Source organism: Pedobacter sp. MR22-3, assembly GCF_026240075.1.
In the GTDB taxonomy this organism is placed as follows: Bacteria; Bacteroidota; Bacteroidia; order Sphingobacteriales; family Sphingobacteriaceae; genus Pedobacter.
Map to the genome: position 1 here is coordinate 212754 of NZ_JAPIVF010000008.1, position 20204 is coordinate 232957.

General features: G+C 37.4%; 18 protein-coding genes. 13 read left to right on the top strand and 5 right to left on the bottom strand.

What is annotated here, in order from left to right:
* Nucleotides 1–118 precede the first annotated feature (118 nt).
* From OQ267_RS20260 to panC, 3 genes are all read right to left on the bottom strand, one after another.
* Nucleotides 119–1069, bottom strand: a complete 951-nt coding sequence (locus tag OQ267_RS20260) for a lysylphosphatidylglycerol synthase transmembrane domain-containing protein (RefSeq protein ID WP_265837780.1) — start codon at nt 1067–1069, stop codon at nt 119–121.
* A 43-nt stretch (nt 1070–1112) separates the two neighbouring features.
* A complete protein-coding gene (gene panD / locus OQ267_RS20265) occupies nt 1113–1463 on the bottom strand; it encodes an aspartate 1-decarboxylase (RefSeq protein ID WP_088302456.1) in 351 nt (116 codons plus the stop codon).
* A 119-nt stretch (nt 1464–1582) separates the two neighbouring features.
* Nucleotides 1583–2428: a pantoate--beta-alanine ligase gene (gene panC, locus OQ267_RS20270; protein WP_265837781.1), complete on the bottom strand. Its 846-nt coding sequence runs from the start codon at nt 2426–2428 to the stop codon at nt 1583–1585.
* A gap of 149 nt (nt 2429–2577) precedes the next feature.
* Between panC and OQ267_RS20275 the strand changes: the two genes are divergently transcribed.
* The 3 genes from OQ267_RS20275 (at nt 2578) to glmS (ending at nt 6762) form a co-directional block, all read left to right on the top strand.
* A complete protein-coding gene (locus tag OQ267_RS20275; protein WP_088302599.1) occupies nt 2578–3402 on the top strand; it encodes a glycogen/starch synthase in 825 nt (274 codons plus the stop codon).
* Between the two features lie 21 nt (nt 3403–3423).
* Nucleotides 3424–4800: a DUF4270 domain-containing protein gene (locus OQ267_RS20280; RefSeq protein WP_265837782.1), complete on the top strand. Its 1377-nt coding sequence runs from the start codon at nt 3424–3426 to the stop codon at nt 4798–4800.
* Between the two features lie 123 nt (nt 4801–4923).
* Nucleotides 4924–6762 (top strand): glutamine--fructose-6-phosphate transaminase (isomerizing), encoded by a 1839-nt coding sequence (gene glmS, locus OQ267_RS20285; RefSeq protein ID WP_265837784.1) that lies wholly within the window; start codon nt 4924–4926, stop codon nt 6760–6762.
* A gap of 173 nt (nt 6763–6935) precedes the next feature.
* On the opposite strand, the gene OQ267_RS20290 is transcribed toward glmS, so the two are convergent.
* Both OQ267_RS20290 and mutY read right to left on the bottom strand, forming a co-directional pair.
* Nucleotides 6936–7376 carry a single-stranded DNA-binding protein gene (locus OQ267_RS20290; protein ID WP_088302452.1) on the bottom strand — a complete coding sequence of 147 codons (441 nt, stop codon included), beginning with the start codon at nt 7374–7376 and terminating at the stop codon, nt 6936–6938.
* Between the two features lie 58 nt (nt 7377–7434).
* On the bottom strand, nt 7435–8484 hold the full coding sequence (gene mutY, locus OQ267_RS20295) for an A/G-specific adenine glycosylase (RefSeq protein ID WP_265837785.1): 1050 nt from the start codon (nt 8482–8484) through the stop codon (nt 7435–7437).
* A 169-nt stretch (nt 8485–8653) separates the two neighbouring features.
* Between mutY and OQ267_RS20300 the strand changes: the two genes are divergently transcribed.
* The 10 genes from OQ267_RS20300 to OQ267_RS20350 all read left to right on the top strand — a co-directional run bounded on the left by OQ267_RS20300 (nt 8654) and on the right by OQ267_RS20350 (nt 20160).
* Complete coding sequence (locus OQ267_RS20300) at nt 8654–8956, top strand: HU family DNA-binding protein (protein WP_010601128.1); 303 nt, start codon at nt 8654–8656, stop codon at nt 8954–8956.
* Nucleotides 8957–8966: 10 nt separating this feature from the next.
* Nucleotides 8967–9845, top strand: a complete 879-nt coding sequence (locus tag OQ267_RS20305; protein WP_265837786.1) for a tetratricopeptide repeat protein — start codon at nt 8967–8969, stop codon at nt 9843–9845.
* 283 nt (nt 9846–10128) lie between these two features.
* Complete coding sequence (locus OQ267_RS20315) at nt 10129–11679, top strand: Rne/Rng family ribonuclease (RefSeq protein WP_088302449.1); 1551 nt, start codon at nt 10129–10131, stop codon at nt 11677–11679.
* A 281-nt stretch (nt 11680–11960) separates the two neighbouring features.
* Nucleotides 11961–12404 carry a 50S ribosomal protein L13 gene (gene rplM, locus OQ267_RS20320; protein WP_029287677.1) on the top strand — a complete coding sequence of 148 codons (444 nt, stop codon included), beginning with the start codon at nt 11961–11963 and terminating at the stop codon, nt 12402–12404.
* A 3-nt stretch (nt 12405–12407) separates the two neighbouring features.
* Nucleotides 12408–12794 (top strand): 30S ribosomal protein S9, encoded by a 387-nt coding sequence (rpsI, locus tag OQ267_RS20325; protein ID WP_055913282.1) that lies wholly within the window; start codon nt 12408–12410, stop codon nt 12792–12794.
* An 18-nt stretch (nt 12795–12812) separates the two neighbouring features.
* A complete protein-coding gene (rpsB, locus tag OQ267_RS20330; protein ID WP_029287679.1) occupies nt 12813–13646 on the top strand; it encodes a 30S ribosomal protein S2 in 834 nt (277 codons plus the stop codon).
* A 128-nt stretch (nt 13647–13774) separates the two neighbouring features.
* Nucleotides 13775–14620 (top strand): translation elongation factor Ts, encoded by an 846-nt coding sequence (gene tsf / locus OQ267_RS20335; protein WP_088302448.1) that lies wholly within the window; start codon nt 13775–13777, stop codon nt 14618–14620.
* A gap of 146 nt (nt 14621–14766) precedes the next feature.
* A complete protein-coding gene (gene nagA / locus OQ267_RS20340; protein ID WP_265837788.1) occupies nt 14767–15852 on the top strand; it encodes an N-acetylglucosamine-6-phosphate deacetylase in 1086 nt (361 codons plus the stop codon).
* A gap of 21 nt (nt 15853–15873) precedes the next feature.
* Nucleotides 15874–16836 (top strand): MBL fold metallo-hydrolase, encoded by a 963-nt coding sequence (locus OQ267_RS20345; RefSeq protein ID WP_265837790.1) that lies wholly within the window; start codon nt 15874–15876, stop codon nt 16834–16836.
* Nucleotides 16837–16890: 54 nt separating this feature from the next.
* Nucleotides 16891–20160, top strand: a complete 3270-nt coding sequence (locus OQ267_RS20350) for a TonB-dependent receptor (RefSeq protein WP_265837791.1) — start codon at nt 16891–16893, stop codon at nt 20158–20160.
* The last annotated feature ends 44 nt before the right edge of the window (nt 20161–20204 follow it).

The following is a 20204-nucleotide window of genomic DNA, read 5'->3' on the forward strand; positions in this document are numbered from 1 at the left end:
TTTAAGTATAAAGGGTTAGTAAATCAAATGTAGCATTTCAAATCTAAAATTACTATGGCTGCATAGTAATTTTATTGAAATATTTGTATTCTGCCTTTAGCTTACCATAGCGAATTTCTCATCTTGTAGGTTTGGAATCAGGTTTCATTAATATTAAGAAAGCACTAAAACACCCCAAAACGAGAATAAGTAAAATTTGCGAAGAATGGATAATTGTGGCATATGCCAATCCATCTTTAAAGGATATGGCGTATAAAACCAGAGATTGTGCCACCATCCAGTGAAAAACACCTATACCACCCTGCACGGGCGCGGCCATGGCAAAACCTGAAAATACAAGTGCCGTAAATGCAGCATTAAAATGAAGATTACTTGTTGATGGAATAGCATAAAGACAGCAATACATGGAGATCAGGTAAAAACTCCAGATTGCAAATGTGCAAAGCAGGAATAACCACTTGTTTTTCATTTTGCTATAAGAACCAAATCCCTGTCTTAGGCTTACAAAAATTCTCAGGAACTTTTTGCCTACTCTTCTGCGCAGAAGATAGAATAAAACACCAAAGAATAAAATCATTATGATTCCAAATGCGACCAACCAAACATAGTTTACCCGCATCAGGTGGTTTGCAATATTCTGATAAATGCGGTGATAAAGAAAATCAATTACTACATCATATTGAAAGACGAGCATTGCTAAACCGGTTATAAAAAGCACCAAGACATCGAAAAGTCTTTCTGTAATCACCGTACCGAGCGAAGAAAAAACCGGAACGTTTTCTGTTTTGTGCATTACAGAACAGCGAACTACTTCACCTAAGCGGGGTAAGGCTAAATTTGCGAAGTAACCAATAATTACACCGTGATAAACATTCAGGAAACTAACCTGATAATGAATAGATCGATAAAGCATCTGCCAGCGCAATGCTCTTAGCACATAGGCAATCAACACCGATAATGCAGAGATAATGACGTAAAACAAATTGGCTGTTTTAATTTCCAGCCAGATCTTTTGCAGATCCTGACCCCGAAACGCCAAGTATAAAATACCTACTCCTATCAAAAGCATGATAAGGTATTTTACTGCCGTTTTAAGGTCGAGCGTCACAATGCTATTTTAGTAAATGATTGTTGTCATCCGGAAAAACAAGGATAGGATTATATTGCTTTGCCTCTTCAATTGGAAGGCTTCCGTAAGACATAATGATCAGGATATCGCCTAACTGAGCCAATCGGGCCGTTGCACCGTTTAAACAGATTGTTCCGGTACCACGTTCACCTTTAATTACATAAGTTTCGAAGCGGGCACCATTATTATTATTCACAATTTGCACTTTTTCATTGGCAATAATATTGGCCGCATCCATTAAATCTTCATCAATCGTAATACTGCCAACATAATTCAGTTCAGCTTGTGTTACTTTAACACGGTGTATTTTCGATTTTAATATTGTAATAACCATTTGGCAAAGTTAGTAATAAAGTTAGAATGAATGAGAGAATTACCGGATGATAGCATTAGAGAATGAAGTTTCACCAGCGTCCAGAACATTCAATCATACACTCATTTATAATTCAATCCTTATTTTATAATCATATTATCAATCAGCCTGGTTGATCCTACCTTCGCAGCCACCAGGGCAATGAGATTTTCTTCATCTTTGGAAGTGGCTGGCTCGAGAGTATCTCCATTGGCAATGGTGAAATAATCTAAGTCTACCCCTTCTATGTTTTGGTAGAGGCTTTTCGCTTTGGTTTCCAGTTCTGTTAATGAATATTGGTCGAAATGTTTAACCACGAACAGAAGGGATTGATTTAACACCAAAGAGTGCTTTCTATCGTCAGCAGATAAGTGAATGTTACGGCTACTCATTGCCAGTCCGTCATCTTCTCTTATAATAGGACAGGTAATGATCTGAATAGGAAGGTTAAAATACTTAACCATATTTTTGATCATCAATACCTGCTGAAAATCTTTCTGTCCGAACATGGCTATATCAGGCTCTACTGCATCAAAAAGTTTTTTCACAATTTGCGTAACCCCCTGATAGTGGCCTTTTCTAAACTCGCCTTCGAGTAAAAACTCAGCTTTTCCAAGATCAATTGACCAGTTTTCCTGCTCATCTGAAGGATACATTTCTTCCACATTTGGCATGAGTACGCCACTGCAACCTGCAGCTTCGAGCATTGCCAAATCATGTTCAATAGGGCGGGGATATTTTTCCAGGTCCTTCGGATCCGTAAACTGTGTAGGATTTACAAAAATGCTGCAGATAATGATGTCTGCGTTTTGCTGTGCAAGTTTGATTAAAGAAATATGGCCATGATGCAAGGCACCCATTGTAGGTACAAGTGCTATTTTTTTACCCGATTCTTTTAGCGGTTTTAAGAAAGCTTTAAGCGTTGCTTTGGTTTTAAATATTTCCAATTTGGTCTATCTAAATTAAAGTGGTAAAGGTGTAAATTAATCTAAACGAAACCAAACAAATGCTTGCTATATTGATAAATAGTATTATTATGCTTACCTTTGCAGCTCATTATCTTTTATTTAACTTAATATTTTCCTACAATATGGAGATGGCAAAAACGAAGCTGCTGATTGTTACACACGAGATGTCGCCTTTCCTCGAGCTTACTAAAATTTCTGAAATCACCCGTCAGCTACCGCAGGCTATGCAAGAAAAAGGATTCGAAATCCGCATCTTGATGCCTAAGTTCGGCAACATCAACGAAAGAAGAAATCGTTTACACGAAGTAATCCGCTTATCAGGAATGAACATCATTATTGACGACAATGATAATCCCTTAATTATTAAAGTAGCATCCATCCCAGCTGCACGTATGCAGGTTTATTTCCTTGATAACGAAGAGTATTTTCAACGTAAACAAGTATTTAGAGACGCGAGTGAAAAATTCTTTGAAGACAATGACGAGCGCACAATTTTCTTCTGTAAAGGCGCATTGGAAACTGTTAAAAAGTTAGGGTGGGCTCCAGACATTGTTCATTGTCATGGTTGGATGAGTGCTTTAGTTCCTGCTTATATTAAAACTACTTATAAAAATGACCCTACTTTCAAGAATTCAAAAGTAGTGTATTCAATTTATGAAGATGGTTTCACAGAAAAACTGAATGATAAGTTTGCATCTAAAGCAGTAATGGCTAACATGACCGAAGAAGATACTAAAGCTTTCGTTCCAGCTGATTGCAACAGCATGCATATTGGTGCAGTAACGCACGCTGATGCAGTGGTTTTAGCAGATGAAAATCTTGATGCCGCTGTGTTAAAATTTGTTAAAGATTCCAATAAACCAACATTAGCATTTAACTTAACCGAGAATTTTGAAAACTTCTATAATTTTTATGAAGAAATTTCAAATGATGAATTGGTTTCAGTTGCTTAATCAGGTATTATTATTTTAAATATGAAATTTACAAAACAAGACTTATTAACCCTGTTGATAGGTCTTTTTCTTTTTGCATCATGTAAAAACCCAGGTGCTGTTGGCTTAGATGTTGATCCTAGCGCAGTTTTAGAAGGCACTTTGGTTAATAATGAGCAGATCAATTCTCAAACTATTAAGGAAAACGATATCCCTACAGGTGGATTAACTCAACATCCAATAGGCTATATGGTTGATCCGATTTTTGGAAAAACCGAATCCAGCCTGGCCATGACAGTAGCACCGCCAGCTACACTTACCCAGGATTTTGGTACGAACTCCACATTAGATTCGGCGGTACTGGTGCTAAATCTTGGTACTCAGTTTTACGGAGATACCACAACTTCTAAGTATAGTATTGATGTTTATCAGCTTACCAATAAAATTACCAATTTCAAAAGTTCTGATGTACAGGCGCATAACAGTACCTTATTGGGAAATTTTAACAGCAAAATCTTTCCGAAAACGCCGATTAAAATTACGGATATTGTTGCAGGTAAAGCGGATACCTTAAGAACGGTTAAGGCACAAATCAGAATTCCGCTAAACAAAGCTTTTATTCAAAGCACTATTTTAGCACAACCTGCTGCCACATTTACAACCAATGCGAAGTTTATAGATTATTTTAAGGGCTTATATGCTGAGATTAACAAAACATCATCTACCATTGCTGGCGGTGGCATAGCATTCATTGATCTTGCTACAACCAATTCATACGTTCAATTGGTGTATAAAAAACCTAATACCAGCAACGGCATTGATACCACAAGCGTAAATTTTCCAATTTCTACAGCAAACGGCGCTGCGGCAAATATTAAACATGATTATACGGGTACGGATATTCAAACGCAATTGACAAATACTTCTACGCAGTATAATGTAACCTATTTACAAGGTCTGGTAGGCGTAAAAACAAAACTTTCTTTTCCAAATCTTGCTAATTTTGCCAGTACTCATGGAAAAGTTATAGTGAATAAAGCAGAATTAGTGGTTGATGTTAGTAATGGTTCTTTTGCTAATCCTTTTGCGCCTGCAGAAAGAATAGCGATGTACCGTTGGGATATTGCAGAACAACCGGCCAACATACCTGATTTAACTAACCTTGGCAGCGCTGGTGCAGGATTATTCGGTGGTGCTTATCAATCGCTTAATAACAGATATATATTTAATATCACAGCTTACGTACAAGGGCTTATTGATAAAACCATCACTGATTATGGAACTTTCTTAGCGCCATCATCTACTACCGCTTACGAAATTACACCATCAGGTACGTCAGCAGGAAGAGCTGTTATCGGATCTTTTGGCAACACCACAAATAAAATAAAACTGAATATTTATTATACCAAAATAAATTAACAGGTTGAATCCTTTAGAAAACCTCAGCAAATCATGTTGAGGTTTTTTTTTGCCTGATAAATTATTTTTACGCTAAACAATCTTTGTTTAGTATATTCGTCGACGTTAGAAATACCCCAAATTATGTGCGGAATAGTAGGTTATATCGGTTACAGAGAGGCTTGGCCAATAGTTTTAAAAGGACTTAAAAGATTAGAATACAGAGGTTATGACAGTGCCGGTATAGCACTGATAAATGATAGCGGACAAAGCATTTATAAAAAAGCTGGTAAAGTAGCCGTTTTAGAAGAATTTGCCGAACATCAGGATCGTACAGGAACCATCGGCATGGGACATACCAGATGGGCAACCCATGGTATTCCTTCAGACCGGAATTCGCATCCACATACTTCCAACAACGGTAAACTATCTATTATTCATAACGGTATCATTGAAAATTATGCTACGCTGAAAGAAGAGCTGATAGGCCGTGGACATGAATTTAAAAGTGATACGGATACTGAAGTACTCATCCATTTGATTGAGGAAATTCAAAAGATAGAAAACTTAGATCTGCTGGAGGCCGTTCGTTTAGCATTAAATGAGGTGAGTGGTGCTTATGCCATTGTGATTATGAATAAAGACCATCCGGATCAATTAATTGCAGCAAGGAAAGGCAGCCCAATGGTGATTGGTGTTGGTAAAGGCGAATACTTTATCGCTTCAGATGCTACGCCGATTATTGAATATACCAAAAATGTAATCTATTTAAAAGATGGCGAAATTGCTTTGGTCACCAGAGAAGATTTACTGGTAAAGCAACTGGATAACATTGTGCAAACACCGTTAATACAGGAACTTGAGCTGAAGTTAGAAATGCTTGAAAAAGGCGGTTTTGAGCATTTCATGCTAAAAGAAATCTACGAACAACCACGATCCATTAAAGATTGTATGCGTGGGCGAATATATCCCACAGAAGGCAAAGTGCAGCTGGGCGGGATAAAAGAATTTGCAGAGAAATTAAAAAACATCGACAGAATTATCATTGTTGCCTGCGGAACATCATGGCATGCAGGTTTAGTTGGCGAATACCTGATCGAAGAATATGCCCGGATTCCGGTTGAAGTGGAATATGCATCTGAATTCAGGTACCGGAACCCGATTATAACGGAAAAAGATGTGGTAATAGCCATCTCTCAATCAGGAGAAACGGCAGATACAATGGCAGCCATTGAAATGGCTAAAGAACGTGGTGCAACCATATTTGGAATTTGCAATGTTGCCGGTGCATCTATTCCTCGTTTAACTCATGCAGGGGTTTATACGCATGCAGGCCCTGAAATTGGTGTTGCTTCTACTAAAGCCTTTACTGCGCAGGTTACCGTGCTAACCCTCATGGCTTTTTATATGGCACAGCAAAAGGGCACCATTACGGCTTCAAAAATGATTGAACTTTTAACGGAGCTGGATCATATCCCTGAAAAGATTCAAAAAGCACTTGAATCCAACGATATCATTAAAGAGGTAGCAGAAAAAATTAAAGATTCACGAAACTGCCTGTTTCTTGGCAGGGGAAGCGGCTTCCCTGTTGCCCTTGAAGGCGCATTGAAGTTGAAGGAAATTTCCTACATCCATGCAGAAGGTTATCCAGCGGCCGAAATGAAGCATGGCCCTATCGCACTCATCGATGAAGAAATGCCCGTAGTTTTTATTGCCACTAAAAATTCATCTTATGAAAAAGTAATTAGCAATATCCAGGAAGTTAAAGCCAGAAAAGGAAAAGTAATCGCTATTGTTACTGAAGGTGATACAGAAGTACAGAAAATGGCTGATTATTGCATTGAGATTCCGGATGCAAATGAAGCATTTCTACCTTTACTGGCAACAATTCCACTTCAGCTGTTATCTTATCATATTGCTGTAATGAGAGGCTGCAATGTCGATCAGCCACGAAACCTGGCCAAATCGGTAACGGTAGAATAATGGTATATATATTTAAATAAAATGCTGTATTATAAATTCAGGATGACATCTCGAAATTAAATATGTCATCCTGATTTCCTGTTCAGGGACTTGTAAAAATGCAGTTAATCGCGTTTCGACAAGCTCCTTAATAAATTAGTATAATTTCAATACCACCGCTGTATAATTAAGATTTAAAAAGGTAAATCACCATTTTCATCTGAAGGTCCAATGGTAAACTCGTCTTCAATTTTACGCTCTGCCGGTGCTTGCTGAATTGTAGTGGCCGGACTTTGTTCAAAATCACTTTTACGGCCCAACATGGTGAAGTTTTCTGCTACGATTTCAGTTACATACTTCTTTACTTTTTCTTTATCCTCGAAAGATCTTGTCCTTAATTTACCTTCAATGTAAACAAGTTTCCCCTTTTGCAGGTACTTTGAAGCAACCTCTGCAAGCCCACGCCATAATACAATATTATGCCATTCTGTTTGTTCTACTCTTTTTCCATCTTTATTGTAAGTTTCTGATGTTGCAAGGGGGAAACTTGCCACGGTAACGCCTCCATCTAAATGGCGCACTTCAGGGTCTTTGCCTAAATGGCCGACTAAAATCACTTTGTTAATGCCCGACATAAATATTATTGGTTAGATTTTTCAGTTTAAAATGATCGCCAGATGGTTAGTTAGTCCATCACTCATGAAGGTATTCAGTTATAAAATCATGAATAACTTTTGGCTGCGGCAATTCATCTAATATTGTTAAAGAAACCCATTTAAGTTCCTTTTGTTTACTAAAGTTAAATATATAATTTTTTAGAGAAAAAAAATGCAGATGGATAATTTGGTGTGTTAAGATGTGTTTTTTACTCGTTAAAAGAGTAAAACTGGCAGCCATTCCAAAAACATCAGAGACTTTTTCGGCAAAGCTGGAAGTGTTCAGGTTAACCTCTTCCGGAGTTTCAATAGAAGGAAAATCAAAAAGATGCTGCCAGATATCACCGGCCTGCCTTTCGCGAACCAAAACCTGATGATCATTTTCACAGATAAAATAATTGATATAGCGGTGTTTTGGTGCCGCCTTACGAAGCTTAACAGGCAATAAACTAACTTGATTATGCTTGAACGCAAAGCAGGTCTGATTTAACGGACAAACACCACAATTTGGCGATTTTGGCTTACATTGCATCGCACCGAATTCCATGATCGCCTGGTTATAGGTGGCAGGATCTTCCTGGTAAAGCAATTCATTAGCCAATATATAAAATTCCTTTTTGCCTGCAGGCGAATTAATTGGTGTAGAAATACCAAAATACCTGGCTAAAACCCTGAACACATTTCCATCTACCACAGCCCTAGCCTCACCCGAAGAAAAAGAGGATATTGCAGCAGCAGTATATTCACCTATCCCTTTCAGCTTAATCAGTTCATCATGTCGATCCGGAAATATTCCATTAAGATTATTTACAACTAATTGAGCTGTTGCGTGCATATTTCTGCCACGCGAATAGTAGCCCAAACCCTGCCAAAGCTTAAGCACCTTTGTTTCCGTAGCCGAGGCAAAATCGGTCACGGTAGGGAAATTTTCTAAAAACCTGTTGAAATATGGCAGCCCTTGTTCAACCCTGGTCTGCTGTAAAATAATCTCTGATAACCATATGGTATAAGCGTCTTTGGTGTGCCTCCAGGGCAGATCCCTTTTATTATTTTGATACCAATTTATCAGTTCAGTCTGGAATGTCATTGGTGCAAATTACGGGGTAATTACCGGATAAAAAAAAATCTTGCAATCAGCTGATATCTTAACTGATAAAAAAATCATCTTTTATTTCCCTATCTCATTAAAAAGCAATACTTTTGCAACCCCAAAACAGTTATAATATTAAAACACAATATATATAAAATAAGTAAATATGACTAAGGCAGATATTATTTCAGAAATATCAACAAAAACCGGAATTGAGAAGGTTGATGTACAGGAAACGGTTGAGGCATTTTTCAAGGTTATCAAAACAAGTATGATTGGCGGTGAAAATGTATACGTAAGAGGCTTCGGAAGCTTTGTTGTTAAAAAGAGAGCACAAAAAACTGCTAGAAACATCTCTAAAAACACTGCAATAATTATCCCAGAACATTTTGTACCTAGCTTTAAACCTGCAAAAGTTTTTGTTGATAAAGTTAAAAGTAACTCCAAAAAAATCAGCGTAGAAGCCTAAGTCTTATTACATGAATAGCAGCATCAGATCAAAACAAATCATCATTATCGGAGCAGTTTTATTGCTTGTTGCTTTTTTATTTACAAGAGACATTAAAGGATTGGTTAAACCAACAGAAGAGAATGGCAAGATGCCTGCGAGTGGACAGATGTCCGCAACAGAATCTAAACCATCATCTGCAATCCTTAGTATTGAAACAACATCTACCGCTGCTAAAAATGTTTTGAATCAAAATTTGGCCAAAGACATTACAGCATTAGAAAATAGTTATAAGGGTGCTAAGGGAGCAGAAAAAGTTGAATTGGCGAAGCAGCTGGCTCAGAAATGGGACGATGTAGAGCAAATTACACCTTCAGCGCTTTATTTAGAAATAATTGCCCAGCAAGAACCATCATCAAAAGCATGGTTAGCTGCAGGTAATCAGTTCATGAAAGCGTTTGAAAGCACGCAAGATAGTTTAGCTCAACCTGCATTATTGCAGAAAGCGAATACATCTTACAAAAAAGTATTAGAGAAAGACGCTTCAAATATTGAGGCCAAAACAGGTTTAGGCGTAACCATAGTAAATGGCTTAGGTGCACCGATGCAAGGTATTGCAATGTTGCTTGAGGTTGTTGCTAAAGAACCTAAAAATGTAAAAGCCAATATGAATTTAGGCATCTTCTCTATAAAATCAGGCCAGTTCGACAAAGCAATTCCTCGTTTTAATACAGTAATTGCAACTGCACCTACTCCTGAAGCTTATTTTTATTTAGGGACAGCCCTTGAAAATTTAGGCAAAAACAAAGAAGCAGTTGATGCTTATTTAGCAAGCAAAAAATTAGCAGCTAATCCAACCTTATCATCATTTATCGATAAGAAGGTAGCTGAGCTAAAGAATAAAAATTAATTAACGGATTAATAAAAACATTTAAAACTTAAAACTATGCCAAGCGGTAAAAAAAGAAAAAGACATAAAATGGCTACCCACAAACGTAAGAAACGTTTAAGAAAAAACAGACATAAGAAAAAATAGATTCTTATCTTGATTAAGCCTAATAAACCTCATAGTGAAAACTGTGAGGTTTAAAGTATTTATATGATTTTTTTATCCCGTAGATATCTGGCTATATCAGTTTTTTTCTCGTTTACTATCCATTTGTTAATAGGCGAAAGCCTTAAATCTGTAGCTGTTGGTAAAAGAATTAATTATCAATTCGACTCCTGCCGGAGTTACCATAGCATTGATTGAAGACAAACAACTTGTTGAGCTTCACAAAGAACAAATCAATAATAACTACGCCGTAGGCGATATTTATTTAGGCCGCATTAAAAAAATTATGCCTGGCCTGAATGCTGCTTTCGTGGATGTTGGTTATGAAAAAGATGCTTTTTTGCATTATTTTGATCTGGGCCCTCAGGTGCAATCTTTAATCAAGCTAACTAAAATCAAGCGTAATGGCTCGGTTACAGGCACATTATTAGATCATTTAAAGCTGGAAGCCGACATTAACAAGGCAGGCAAAATTTCTGATGTGCTGACAAAAAACATGCTCCTGCCTGTACAAATTGCAAAAGAACCAATTTCTACAAAAGGACCGCGTTTGAGTTCCGACATTTCGATTGCCGGCAGGTATGTGGTACTGGTGCCCTTCTCCAATACCATATCTGTATCAAAAAAGATTAAAAGTAATACTGAACGTAATCGTTTAAAGAAGATTATCGAAAGTATTAAACCTCAAAATTTTGGGGTGATTATCAGAACCGTTTCTGAAGGCCGCGGAGTTGCCGAAATGCAAAAAGATTTATTGGATCTGATTGCAAAATGGGAAAACTTTATTAAAAAGGTACCTTCTACCGAACCTTCGAAAAGAGTTTGGGGCGAAATGGACAGATCTTCAACGTTAATACGTGATATTCTGAATCCTGATTTTACAAACGTTTACGTGAGCACGCCAGAGCTGTTCGATGATATCCGTTCTTATGTTCATGATATTTCTCCCGAAATGGAAAAAATCGTGAAACTGTACAAACAGAAAGAACCCATCTTTGATCATTTTGGAATAGAAAAGCAAATCAAAAATGCTTTCGGAAAAACAGTAAACTTACCAGGTGGTGCTTATTTAGTAGTTGAGCATACCGAAGCACTCCACGTGATAGACGTGAATAGTGGAAACCGCACGGCCAGTAAAGAAACCCAGGAGGAAAACGCTTTACAGGTAAATAAAGAGGCGGCAAAAGAAATTGCCCGTCAATTGCGCTTGCGTGATATGGGCGGCATTGTGGTTATCGATTTCATTGATATGCACAAGCCAACAAACCGTAAAATGCTATTCGATTATTTGCGTGAGCTGATGTTGTTGGATAGAGCCAAACATACTATTTTGCCTCCAAGCAAATTTGGTTTGGTACAAATCACCAGACAACGCGTTCGTCCGGAGATGAATATTGTAACGGTAGAAAAATGTCCGGCTTGTGGTGGAACCGGAGAAATTAAAGCAAGTATTGTTTTAATGGATGATATTGAGAATAACCTTAATTATATTTTACGTGAGCAAAATGAAAAAGGTGTAACATTAAGTGTGCATCCTTACATTGAAGCTTATATTACTAAAGGAATCTTCAACTTACAACGCCGCTGGTTTTTTAAATATGGCCAGTGGATTAAAGTTAAAGCACAATCATCATACTATTTAAATGAGTTCCATTTTATCTCATCAAAAGATGAAGAAATAAAATTGTAACACCATGTACATGTAGCTAAAGCCCGAATTTAAACTTCGGGCTTTTGTTTTTTACAGCCGAATAAAAACAGAACCGCCGATTAGTCAAATTACTTTGATCTGCAATAAACAATGGCATCTTAAAGAGGTAATTTTGCAAATGCCTTTAAACTTTCAATCTTAAACCAATAACTTTCATTTTTTTTCTATTCAACTATTTGATAATAAAAGTATTCTACCTATCTTTGCAGTCCCAATTTTAATGGGAATAATAAATTGTTTAATAAATTAAATACAAGCAAGTGAATACGTTAAGTTACAAAACTGTCTCGGCCAATGCGAAAACTGTTAACAAACAGTGGATTGTTGTTGATGCGCAAGGCGAGATTTTGGGGCGCTTGTCATCGAAGATCGCTATGATCATCCGTGGTAAAAACAAGCCTGAGTACACCCCACACGTAGATTGCGGAGATAACGTAATTGTTATCAATGCAGACAAGGTTAAATTGACAGGAAACAAATTCAGCGAAAAGCAATATGTTTCTTATACTGGTTATCCAGGTGGTCAACGTTTTATCTCTCCAAAAGAGTTAATGGCGAAACACCCTCAACGTGTAATCGAGAAAGCGGTACGTGGTATGTTACCGAAAACTAAATTGGGCAAAAAATTATACACAAACCTTTTTGTGTATGCAGGTGAAAACCACCCACATTCAGCTCAATCTCCAAAAACCATTAAACTTTAAGAAATGTCAGTTACTAACACTTCAGGAAGAAGAAAAACAGCTGTTGCACGTATCTACTTAAAAGATGGTGCTGGCGCAATTACCGTTAACGGTAAAGATCACAAAGTATATTTCCCAACTTTACCTTTGCAATATATCGTAAACCAAAGTTTAGAGGTTTCTGAACTTACAGGTCGTTATGATATCACTGTAAACGTTCAGGGTGGTGGAGTAAAAGGACAAGCAGAAGCTGTTCGTTTAGCTATTGCTAAAGCGATTGTTGAACTAGATGCGGAGAAAAAACCTGCATTACGTGCTAAAGGCCTAATGACGCGTGATATGCGTATGGTTGAGCGTAAAAAACCAGGACGTGCAAAAGCCCGTAAGAAATTCCAATTCAGTAAACGTTAATCACAGGAGGCAAAGACAATGGCAAGAACAACTTATCAAGACTTATTGGATGCAGGTGTACACTTTGGTCACCTTACCCGTAAATGGAATCCAAAAATGGCTCCTTACATTTTCATGGAGCGTAATGGAATTCACATTATAGATTTAAATAAAACATTAACTAAAACTGAAGAAGCTGCGGCTGCGATTAAACAAATCGTAAAATCAGGACGTAAAGTTTTATTTGTTTCAACAAAAAAACAAGCAAAAGGAATCGTAGCTGAACAAGCTAAGAAAGTAAATATGCCTTTCGTAACCGAGCGTTGGTTAGGTGGTATGTTAACCAACTTTGCGACTGTTCGTAAGTCAATCAAAAAGATGTCTAACATCGATAAAATGACTAAAGACGGTACCTATTCCATCTTATCTAAGAAAGAGCGTTTGATGATTCAACGTGAGCGTATTAAATTAGAATCACTTTTAGGTGGTATTGCTGATTTAAACCGTTTACCTGCTGCTTTATTCTTAATTGATGTTAAGAAAGAACACATCGCAGTTACTGAAGCGTTAAAATTAAACATCCCTACTTTTGCGATGGTTGATACGAACTCTGATCCTTCAAACATCGATTTCCCTATTCCAGCGAATGATGATGCCACTAAATCAATCTCTTTAATTACTGATGTAATCATTAAAGCAATTGAAGAAGGTTTAGATGAACGTAAACGTGAGAAAGATGATGAAGCAGAAAAAGAAGCAGTAGCGGCTAAAGCTGCAGCTGATGCGCCAGAGGTTAAAGAACCAAGACGTAAAAAAACTGCTGAAGCTGAAGTTGAAGCATCTTCATCAGAAGAAACTAAAACAGAAGAATAGTAATATTTTTTAATTGCAGGTTACTGGTTTCAGGTTTTAAGTTGGCTTAACATGAGTTTAACTTAGCACTTGTAACTTGTAACCTGTAATTGTTATCACAAGATTTTAAACTTTAAAAAGGAAATAAAATGTCTACAGTACAAATTACTGCCGCTGATGTAAACAAATTGCGCCAACAAACTGGTGCAGGTATGATGGATTGCAAAAAAGCTTTAGTAGAAGCTAATGGCGATTTCGAAGCAGCTGTTGATTTATTGCGTAAAAAAGGTCAGAAAGTATCTGCCGCTCGTTCTGGTAATGCAACTTCTGAAGGTTTGGTATCAATCAATGTTTCAGCAGATGGCACAAATGGTAAATTAGTTGCTTTAGCTTGTGAAACTGAGCCAGTTTCTAAAGTTGAAGATTTCCGTAATTTAGCTCAGGCTGTTTTAGCTGCAGCAGTTGCCAACAATCCTGCTTCTGCTGAAGAATTATCAGCAATTACTTTGGAAGATGGACGTACAGTTGCTGAAACCATCACTGAACTCACTGGTAAAATCGGAGAGAAAATCGTTATTCAGGAGTACGCAAATGTATCTGGTGAGAAAATCGTTTCTTATATCCATTCTAATGGTAAGATGGGTGTTTTAGTGGTATTTGAAGGCGCTAATGGTGCAGATATTACTGAAGCTGGTAAAGATGTTGCCATGCAAATTGCAGCGATGAACCCTGTTGCTGTTGATAAAGATGGTGTTGATCCTGCTACGATTCAACGTGAAATCGAAATTGCTAAAGACGTAATCCGTCAGGAAGGCAAACCAGAAGAAATGGTTGAGAAAATTGCTGCCGGTAAATTGAACAAATTTTACAAAGACAGCACTTTATTAAACCAGGAGTTTGTTAAAGACAGTTCTGTAGATGTTCGTAAATTCTTAGATAATACTTCTAAAGGTTTAACAGTATCGGCTTTCAAACGTGTACAATTAGGTGCATAAGCAGTTGAAATAATATAAAAATCCGGTTAGCTGAAAAGTTAACCGGATTTTTTTTGTCCCTTTATGATCCAAACCCTATCATATTTAAATATTTACTAGGTTCAGAATAGATTGAACTTAGTAACTTAGCGATTCAACATTGTGTTATGCTAAACATTCCAAATGCTAAATTTTATGCTGATGATGTTTTACAAGAAAAACAAAGCATTAGTATCCATCACGGCAAAATTACATCAATTGAAAAATCAACCGCTGACTTAGCAGATGAATGGGTTTTTCCAGGATTGATTGACCTTCAGATTTATGGTGCAGGAGGAAAACTGTTTTCTGCAGAACCTACAGTAGAATCGCTCAAAATTATAGAAGACGATTTACTTAAAAAGGGTACAACAGGTTTCCTGGCTTGCATGGCAACCAATTCTCCGGAAGTTTTTAATGCCTGCATCGCATCCGCAAAAGAATATCGTTCATCGGCCAGAAACTTATTGGGCTTACATTTGGAAGGACCTTTCTTAAATCCAAAACGACTGGGAGCACATGTACCTGCATTCGTAAGAAAAGCGACTTTAGATGAAATAAAAGCACTTCTGGATTTTGGAGACGGCGTGATTAAAATGATGACGATTGCACCTGAAATACATGATGACGAAGTGATTCGATATCTTTTAGATCATGATGTAGTGGTTTCATTAGGGCACAGCAATGCTAACTTTGCTGAAGCAACTGAAGCATATAACCAAGGTATCCAAACCACTACGCACCTTTTTAATGCCATGACGCCAATTCATCATCGGGAGCCAGGTATTCCAACGGCCTTCTTTAATCATCATCAGGCCATGGCCAGCATTATTGCTGATGGTAAACATGTAGATTTTGAAGTTGTAAAGCTGGCACATAAACTCGCAGGCAACAGATTGTTTTTAATCACTGATGCAGTTACCCCTTGTACAACAGGCCCTTATCAACACATTAAAAAAGATGATAAATTTGTAATGCCTGACGGAACACTTTCAGGCTCATCCTTAACCATGTTACAAGCCATTAAAAACTGTATCAATCATTGTGGCATCAACCTGGCTGATGCCATAAAAATGGCAAGCCAATACCCTGCAAAATTAATAGGCTTAGAAAATTTTACAGGAAAGATTAAAACAGGATGTCAGGCTGACTTGCTTATTTTAGATGTAAATTTAAATCTAAAGAATGTAATCTTCAAAGGAGCGTTACAATAAAATCAATTCAAACCAATAACGATGTTAAAAAAAAGCAAACTGATTTTAATGCTCTTAATGGTGGTCTCCATCAACTCCTGGGCTCAAAAAAAGGATTATACCTTTAAGGTCATCCCACTAGGTGTAAAAGGTGGCGATGACGAAAGCAATTTATCATGTTACATGCTGGCTCCAAATGGCAGCAATAATTTTATTTGCCTGGATGCAGGAACCATTAATGCGGGAATTCAGAAAGCCATAGACAAAAAAACTTTAAAGGGCATTAGTGAAGACATTCAACGCAAACAAATTAAAGGCTATTTAATATCGCATGCGCATTTAGATCATGTTGCCGGACTCATCATAAATTCTCCTGCGGATACGGCAAAGAATATTTATGGAATATCATCTGTTTTAAATATCCTCAGAGATAAATACTTTACCTGGGATGCCTGGGCAAATTTTGGAAACGAAGGCGAAAAACCTCAACTTAAAAAATATACTTATACTACTTTAGAGGAAAAATTTAGCTACCCACTTGCTGAAACTGAAATGAAAGTTCGTGCTTTTGAACTCAGCCATGGTAAGCCTTATAAAAGTACCGCATTTTTAATTCAGGCAAAAGATAACTACGTTTTATATCTTGGTGATACTGGTGCAGATGAAATAGAAAAATCTGATAAGCTCTCAGAATTATGGCAAGAAGTGGCTCCTCTTATCAATACGGGCAACCTGAAGGCAATATTTATGGAAGTGTCCTTTCCAAATGAGCAACCTGTAAACCAATTATTTGGCCACCTTACACCCCAGCTTTTCTTTAGTGAGCTTGCAAACCTGCAGAAGATATCAACTCCAGAAGCCCTGGAAAAAGTATCTTTTATTGTTACGCATAGGAAACCTCCGGTAAAAAATATGCTTAAAATAAAACAACAGTTACTGGTACTTAATGCGCCTGGATTTAAGTTGATATTCCCTAACCAAGGAGAGCTATTAACAATATATTAACACAAGTAACCTATTTGATACAGAAAGTGAGTGTACTTTTGTGAAAAAAAATTCATGAAAAAAATCTTACTTTTATTTACTGCATTTATATTTTTAATTTTCTTAAAGATAGATGCAGTAGCTCAAAATGAAACAACGGCATCTATAAATGGTACCGTAGCAGATACCAAAGGACCGATAAGCGGTGCTACGGTAATTGCCATTCACGAACCTTCTGGGTCTCGCTATGCTACATCTACCCGATCTGATGGTCGTTATAATTTACCTGCCATGCGTATTGGTGGCCCCTATTCTATTACCGTTTCTTTTATCGGTTTTAAAAACCAGGTACAACGTATAGAGAAATTAGCACTTGGGCAAAGTTCTACCTTAGACATCACTTTAAGTGAAGATGCAAACAATCTATCTGAGGTAATGGTATCTGGCAAGCAGAGTAAAATTTTCAATTCTGGCCGGACAGGTGCCTCACAAAATATTTCCAGAACAGCAATTCAAAATTTACCCACCTTAAATAGGAGTTTCACTGATTTTGTTAAGCTTACACCACAATTCTCTTTACAATTCGGTAGCCCGAGTATTGCCGGAAGAAGCAATCTTGCCAATAATTTTACAGTTGACGGTGCATTATTTAATAATGCATTTGGTTTACAAGGCACCATTGGCAGCCAGACGGGTTCTCAACCCATTAACATGGATGCATTCGAAGAGATTACAGTAAATATTGCCCCATATGATATTCGCCAAAGTGGTTTTACGGGTGCGGCTATAAACGCTGTAACCAGAAGTGGCACCAATGAATTTCAAGGCTCATTAAATACTTATTACAGAAATCAGGACCTGGTAAGTGACTACAACTATGCAAACCTTAAGGTGCCGGTAACCAATTTCAATTTAAAGGGTTATGGATTTACTTTTGGTGGCCCGATTATTAAAAACAAATTATTTTTCTTTGCAAGTGGTGAACTGGAAAGAAGATCAGATCCTGGAACAGGCTTTACTGCATCAAGAAATGGAAGTACTGGTCCGAATATTTCGCAGGCTAAAGGAGAAGACCTGGATAAATTAAGTACATTTTTAAAAACATTGGGCTATGATGCTGGTGGATATGAAAACTATGCATTAAAAACCCGAAGTGATAAATTATCTGCCAAACTGGATTATAATATTGATGATAAAAATACTCTAAGCTTAAAATATTTTTACTTCAGATCATACAAGGATATCTTACCCAGCAACAGTGGAGCACCGAAAAACAACCGTCAGCCATCGCAACTGGGTCTTCCATTCCAGTCTGCCGGATATGGCATTAACAATAACATGGATAATGTTAACCTTGAATTCAGAACACGTTTCAACAATAAATTCTCTAACCAGTTAACAGTGGGTTATAATAACATGAACGATTTCCGGGAATCAAAAGGGAATAAACCTTTTCCGCTGGTTGATATCATGAATCCTGATGGCAGCTCTTATACCGCTTTTGGCTACGAACCTTTTACAGCATTTAACAGTTTAAAAACCAAAGTCTATCAGGTTACAGATAACTTTAACATTTATGCTGGCCGTCATGAAATTACGCTTGGAGCCAATTATGAAGGATATAGAACCAGTAATGGTTTCGCACCTAACTACTACGGAACGTACACTTTCAAAAGTTTAGATGATTTTTATAATAGTGCCAACAATGGCATTTCCAATGCTACGCGCTATCAGGTTCAATATTCCGTATTGCCAGATGGATCATTTCCTTATGCAGAAATTCAATCCAATATGTATGGTTTATATGCACAGGATGCTTTTATGGTTAGTGACCAGCTAAAATTAACGGCTGGCTTACGTGCAGATTTAACAAATGTTTCTTCCCCTTCATTACTTAGTAATCCTAATGTTGAAAAATTAACCTTTGAAAATGGTGAGAAAATCGATGTGGGCAGATTTCCTAAAAATGCCATATTATGGTCGCCACGCCTGGGCTTTAACTGGAATGTGAATAACACAGGCAAAACACAGGTTCGAGGTGGAACAGGATTATTTACGGGACGGCCTCCATTGGTCTGGATCTCAAACCAGGCAAGTAATAATGGTGTTCAGTTTGGATCAGAATCCATTGCGAATCCTACAAACAGACCGTTTACGCCTAATGTTGATGCTTACCGAAATTTAAACAAATCTACCGCAGCAAATAATACAGCTTATAACCTTGCAGTGGCCGATCAGAATTTCAAATTCATGCAGGTTTGGCGTTCCAATTTAGCTGTTGATCAGAAATTACCAGCAGGCTTTACCGGAACACTGGAAGCCTTATACTCAAAAGACATCAACTCTGTTTATTTCCGCAATGCGAATTTAAATACGTCTGCCTATACACTTCTTCAGGGTGCAGATAACCGCCCAAGGTATACCGCTTCAAGAATTTATGGTTCAGCTACTCCAACACCTGCTAACCCAAATATATCTGATGCCATTGTAATGACCAATACCAATAAAGGGCATAGTTTATCCATTACCGGAACCTTATCTAAAGAATTCGCCGGAGGATTATTTGCCACGGCAGGTTATACTTATACCGATTCGAGATCAGTTAATGATGGTGGTTCCATCGCGCAATCCATGTGGAGAGACCGTCAGGTTTCTGGCAGTCCAAATACAGATGCGCTTTCTTATTCAAGCTACATGGTTAAAAACCGTTTCATTGCATCCGTTGTCTACAGAAAAGAATATCTCCAACATTTAGGAACAACATTTTCAATGTTTTATCAGTTACAAGATGGTTTCCGGTATTCGTACACTTATGGCAATGATTTAAATAACGATGGTTTAAGCGGCAATGACTTAATTTTTGTTCCGGCAAATAAAGCTGATATTGTTTTAGTACCTGAAAATTCCGCAGATACGAGGACCACAGATCAGTTATGGTCACAATTGAACAGTTACATTACTCAAGATAGCTATTTAAATCAGAGAAGAGGCCAATATGCAGAAAGAAATGGTTTAGTTGGTAATGTGATCGGAACATTAGATATCCGTATTGCGCAAGATTTATTTGGAAGTTTGAAGGGTAAGAAACATTCACTCCAACTTACTTTTGATGTTTTTAACTTCGGAAACATGATTAACAAAACATGGGGTGTTCCAAAGTTTGCGAACAGGGCAAATGGATTGCTGAACTTTAAAGGAGTTGATGCAACGGGTAAGCCTACATTCTCTTTCCCATACTTAAATGCAGATAATAATACGCCTTTAGTAAATACTTTTTCCAGCAGCGTTGATGAAACTGCACGCTGGAGGATTCAATTTGGATTAAGGTATAGGTTTAATCAATAAACTTACAACACATGATCAATGGCTGGGTTAGCATTAACTCAGCC

Excerpts from the sequence above, each read along its gene's own strand:
- OQ267_RS20280 (WP_265837782.1), top strand. The coding sequence starts at position 3,424 with ATGAAATTTACAAAACAAGACTTATTAACCCTGTTGATAGGTCTTTTT.
- panD (WP_088302456.1), bottom strand. The coding sequence starts at position 1,463 with ATGGTTATTACAATATTAAAATCGAAAATACACCGTGTTAAAGTAACA.
- nagA (WP_265837788.1), top strand. The coding sequence starts at position 14,767 with ATGCTAAACATTCCAAATGCTAAATTTTATGCTGATGATGTTTTACAA.
- mutY (WP_265837785.1), bottom strand. The coding sequence starts at position 8,484 with ATGACATTCCAGACTGAACTGATAAATTGGTATCAAAATAATAAAAGG.
- OQ267_RS20260 (WP_265837780.1), bottom strand. The coding sequence starts at position 1,069 with ATGCTTTTGATAGGAGTAGGTATTTTATACTTGGCGTTTCGGGGTCAG.
- OQ267_RS20345 (WP_265837790.1), top strand. The coding sequence starts at position 15,874 with ATGTTAAAAAAAAGCAAACTGATTTTAATGCTCTTAATGGTGGTCTCC.
- OQ267_RS20350 (WP_265837791.1), top strand. The coding sequence starts at position 16,891 with ATGAAAAAAATCTTACTTTTATTTACTGCATTTATATTTTTAATTTTC.
- OQ267_RS20275 (WP_088302599.1), top strand. The coding sequence starts at position 2,578 with ATGGCAAAAACGAAGCTGCTGATTGTTACACACGAGATGTCGCCTTTC.
- glmS (WP_265837784.1), top strand. The coding sequence starts at position 4,924 with ATGTGCGGAATAGTAGGTTATATCGGTTACAGAGAGGCTTGGCCAATA.
- OQ267_RS20305 (WP_265837786.1), top strand. The coding sequence starts at position 8,967 with ATGAATAGCAGCATCAGATCAAAACAAATCATCATTATCGGAGCAGTT.
- OQ267_RS20290 (WP_088302452.1), bottom strand. The coding sequence starts at position 7,376 with ATGTCGGGCATTAACAAAGTGATTTTAGTCGGCCATTTAGGCAAAGAC.
- rpsI (WP_055913282.1), top strand. The coding sequence starts at position 12,408 with ATGTCAGTTACTAACACTTCAGGAAGAAGAAAAACAGCTGTTGCACGT.
- tsf (WP_088302448.1), top strand. The coding sequence starts at position 13,775 with ATGTCTACAGTACAAATTACTGCCGCTGATGTAAACAAATTGCGCCAA.
- rpsB (WP_029287679.1), top strand. The coding sequence starts at position 12,813 with ATGGCAAGAACAACTTATCAAGACTTATTGGATGCAGGTGTACACTTT.
- OQ267_RS20300 (WP_010601128.1), top strand. The coding sequence starts at position 8,654 with ATGACTAAGGCAGATATTATTTCAGAAATATCAACAAAAACCGGAATT.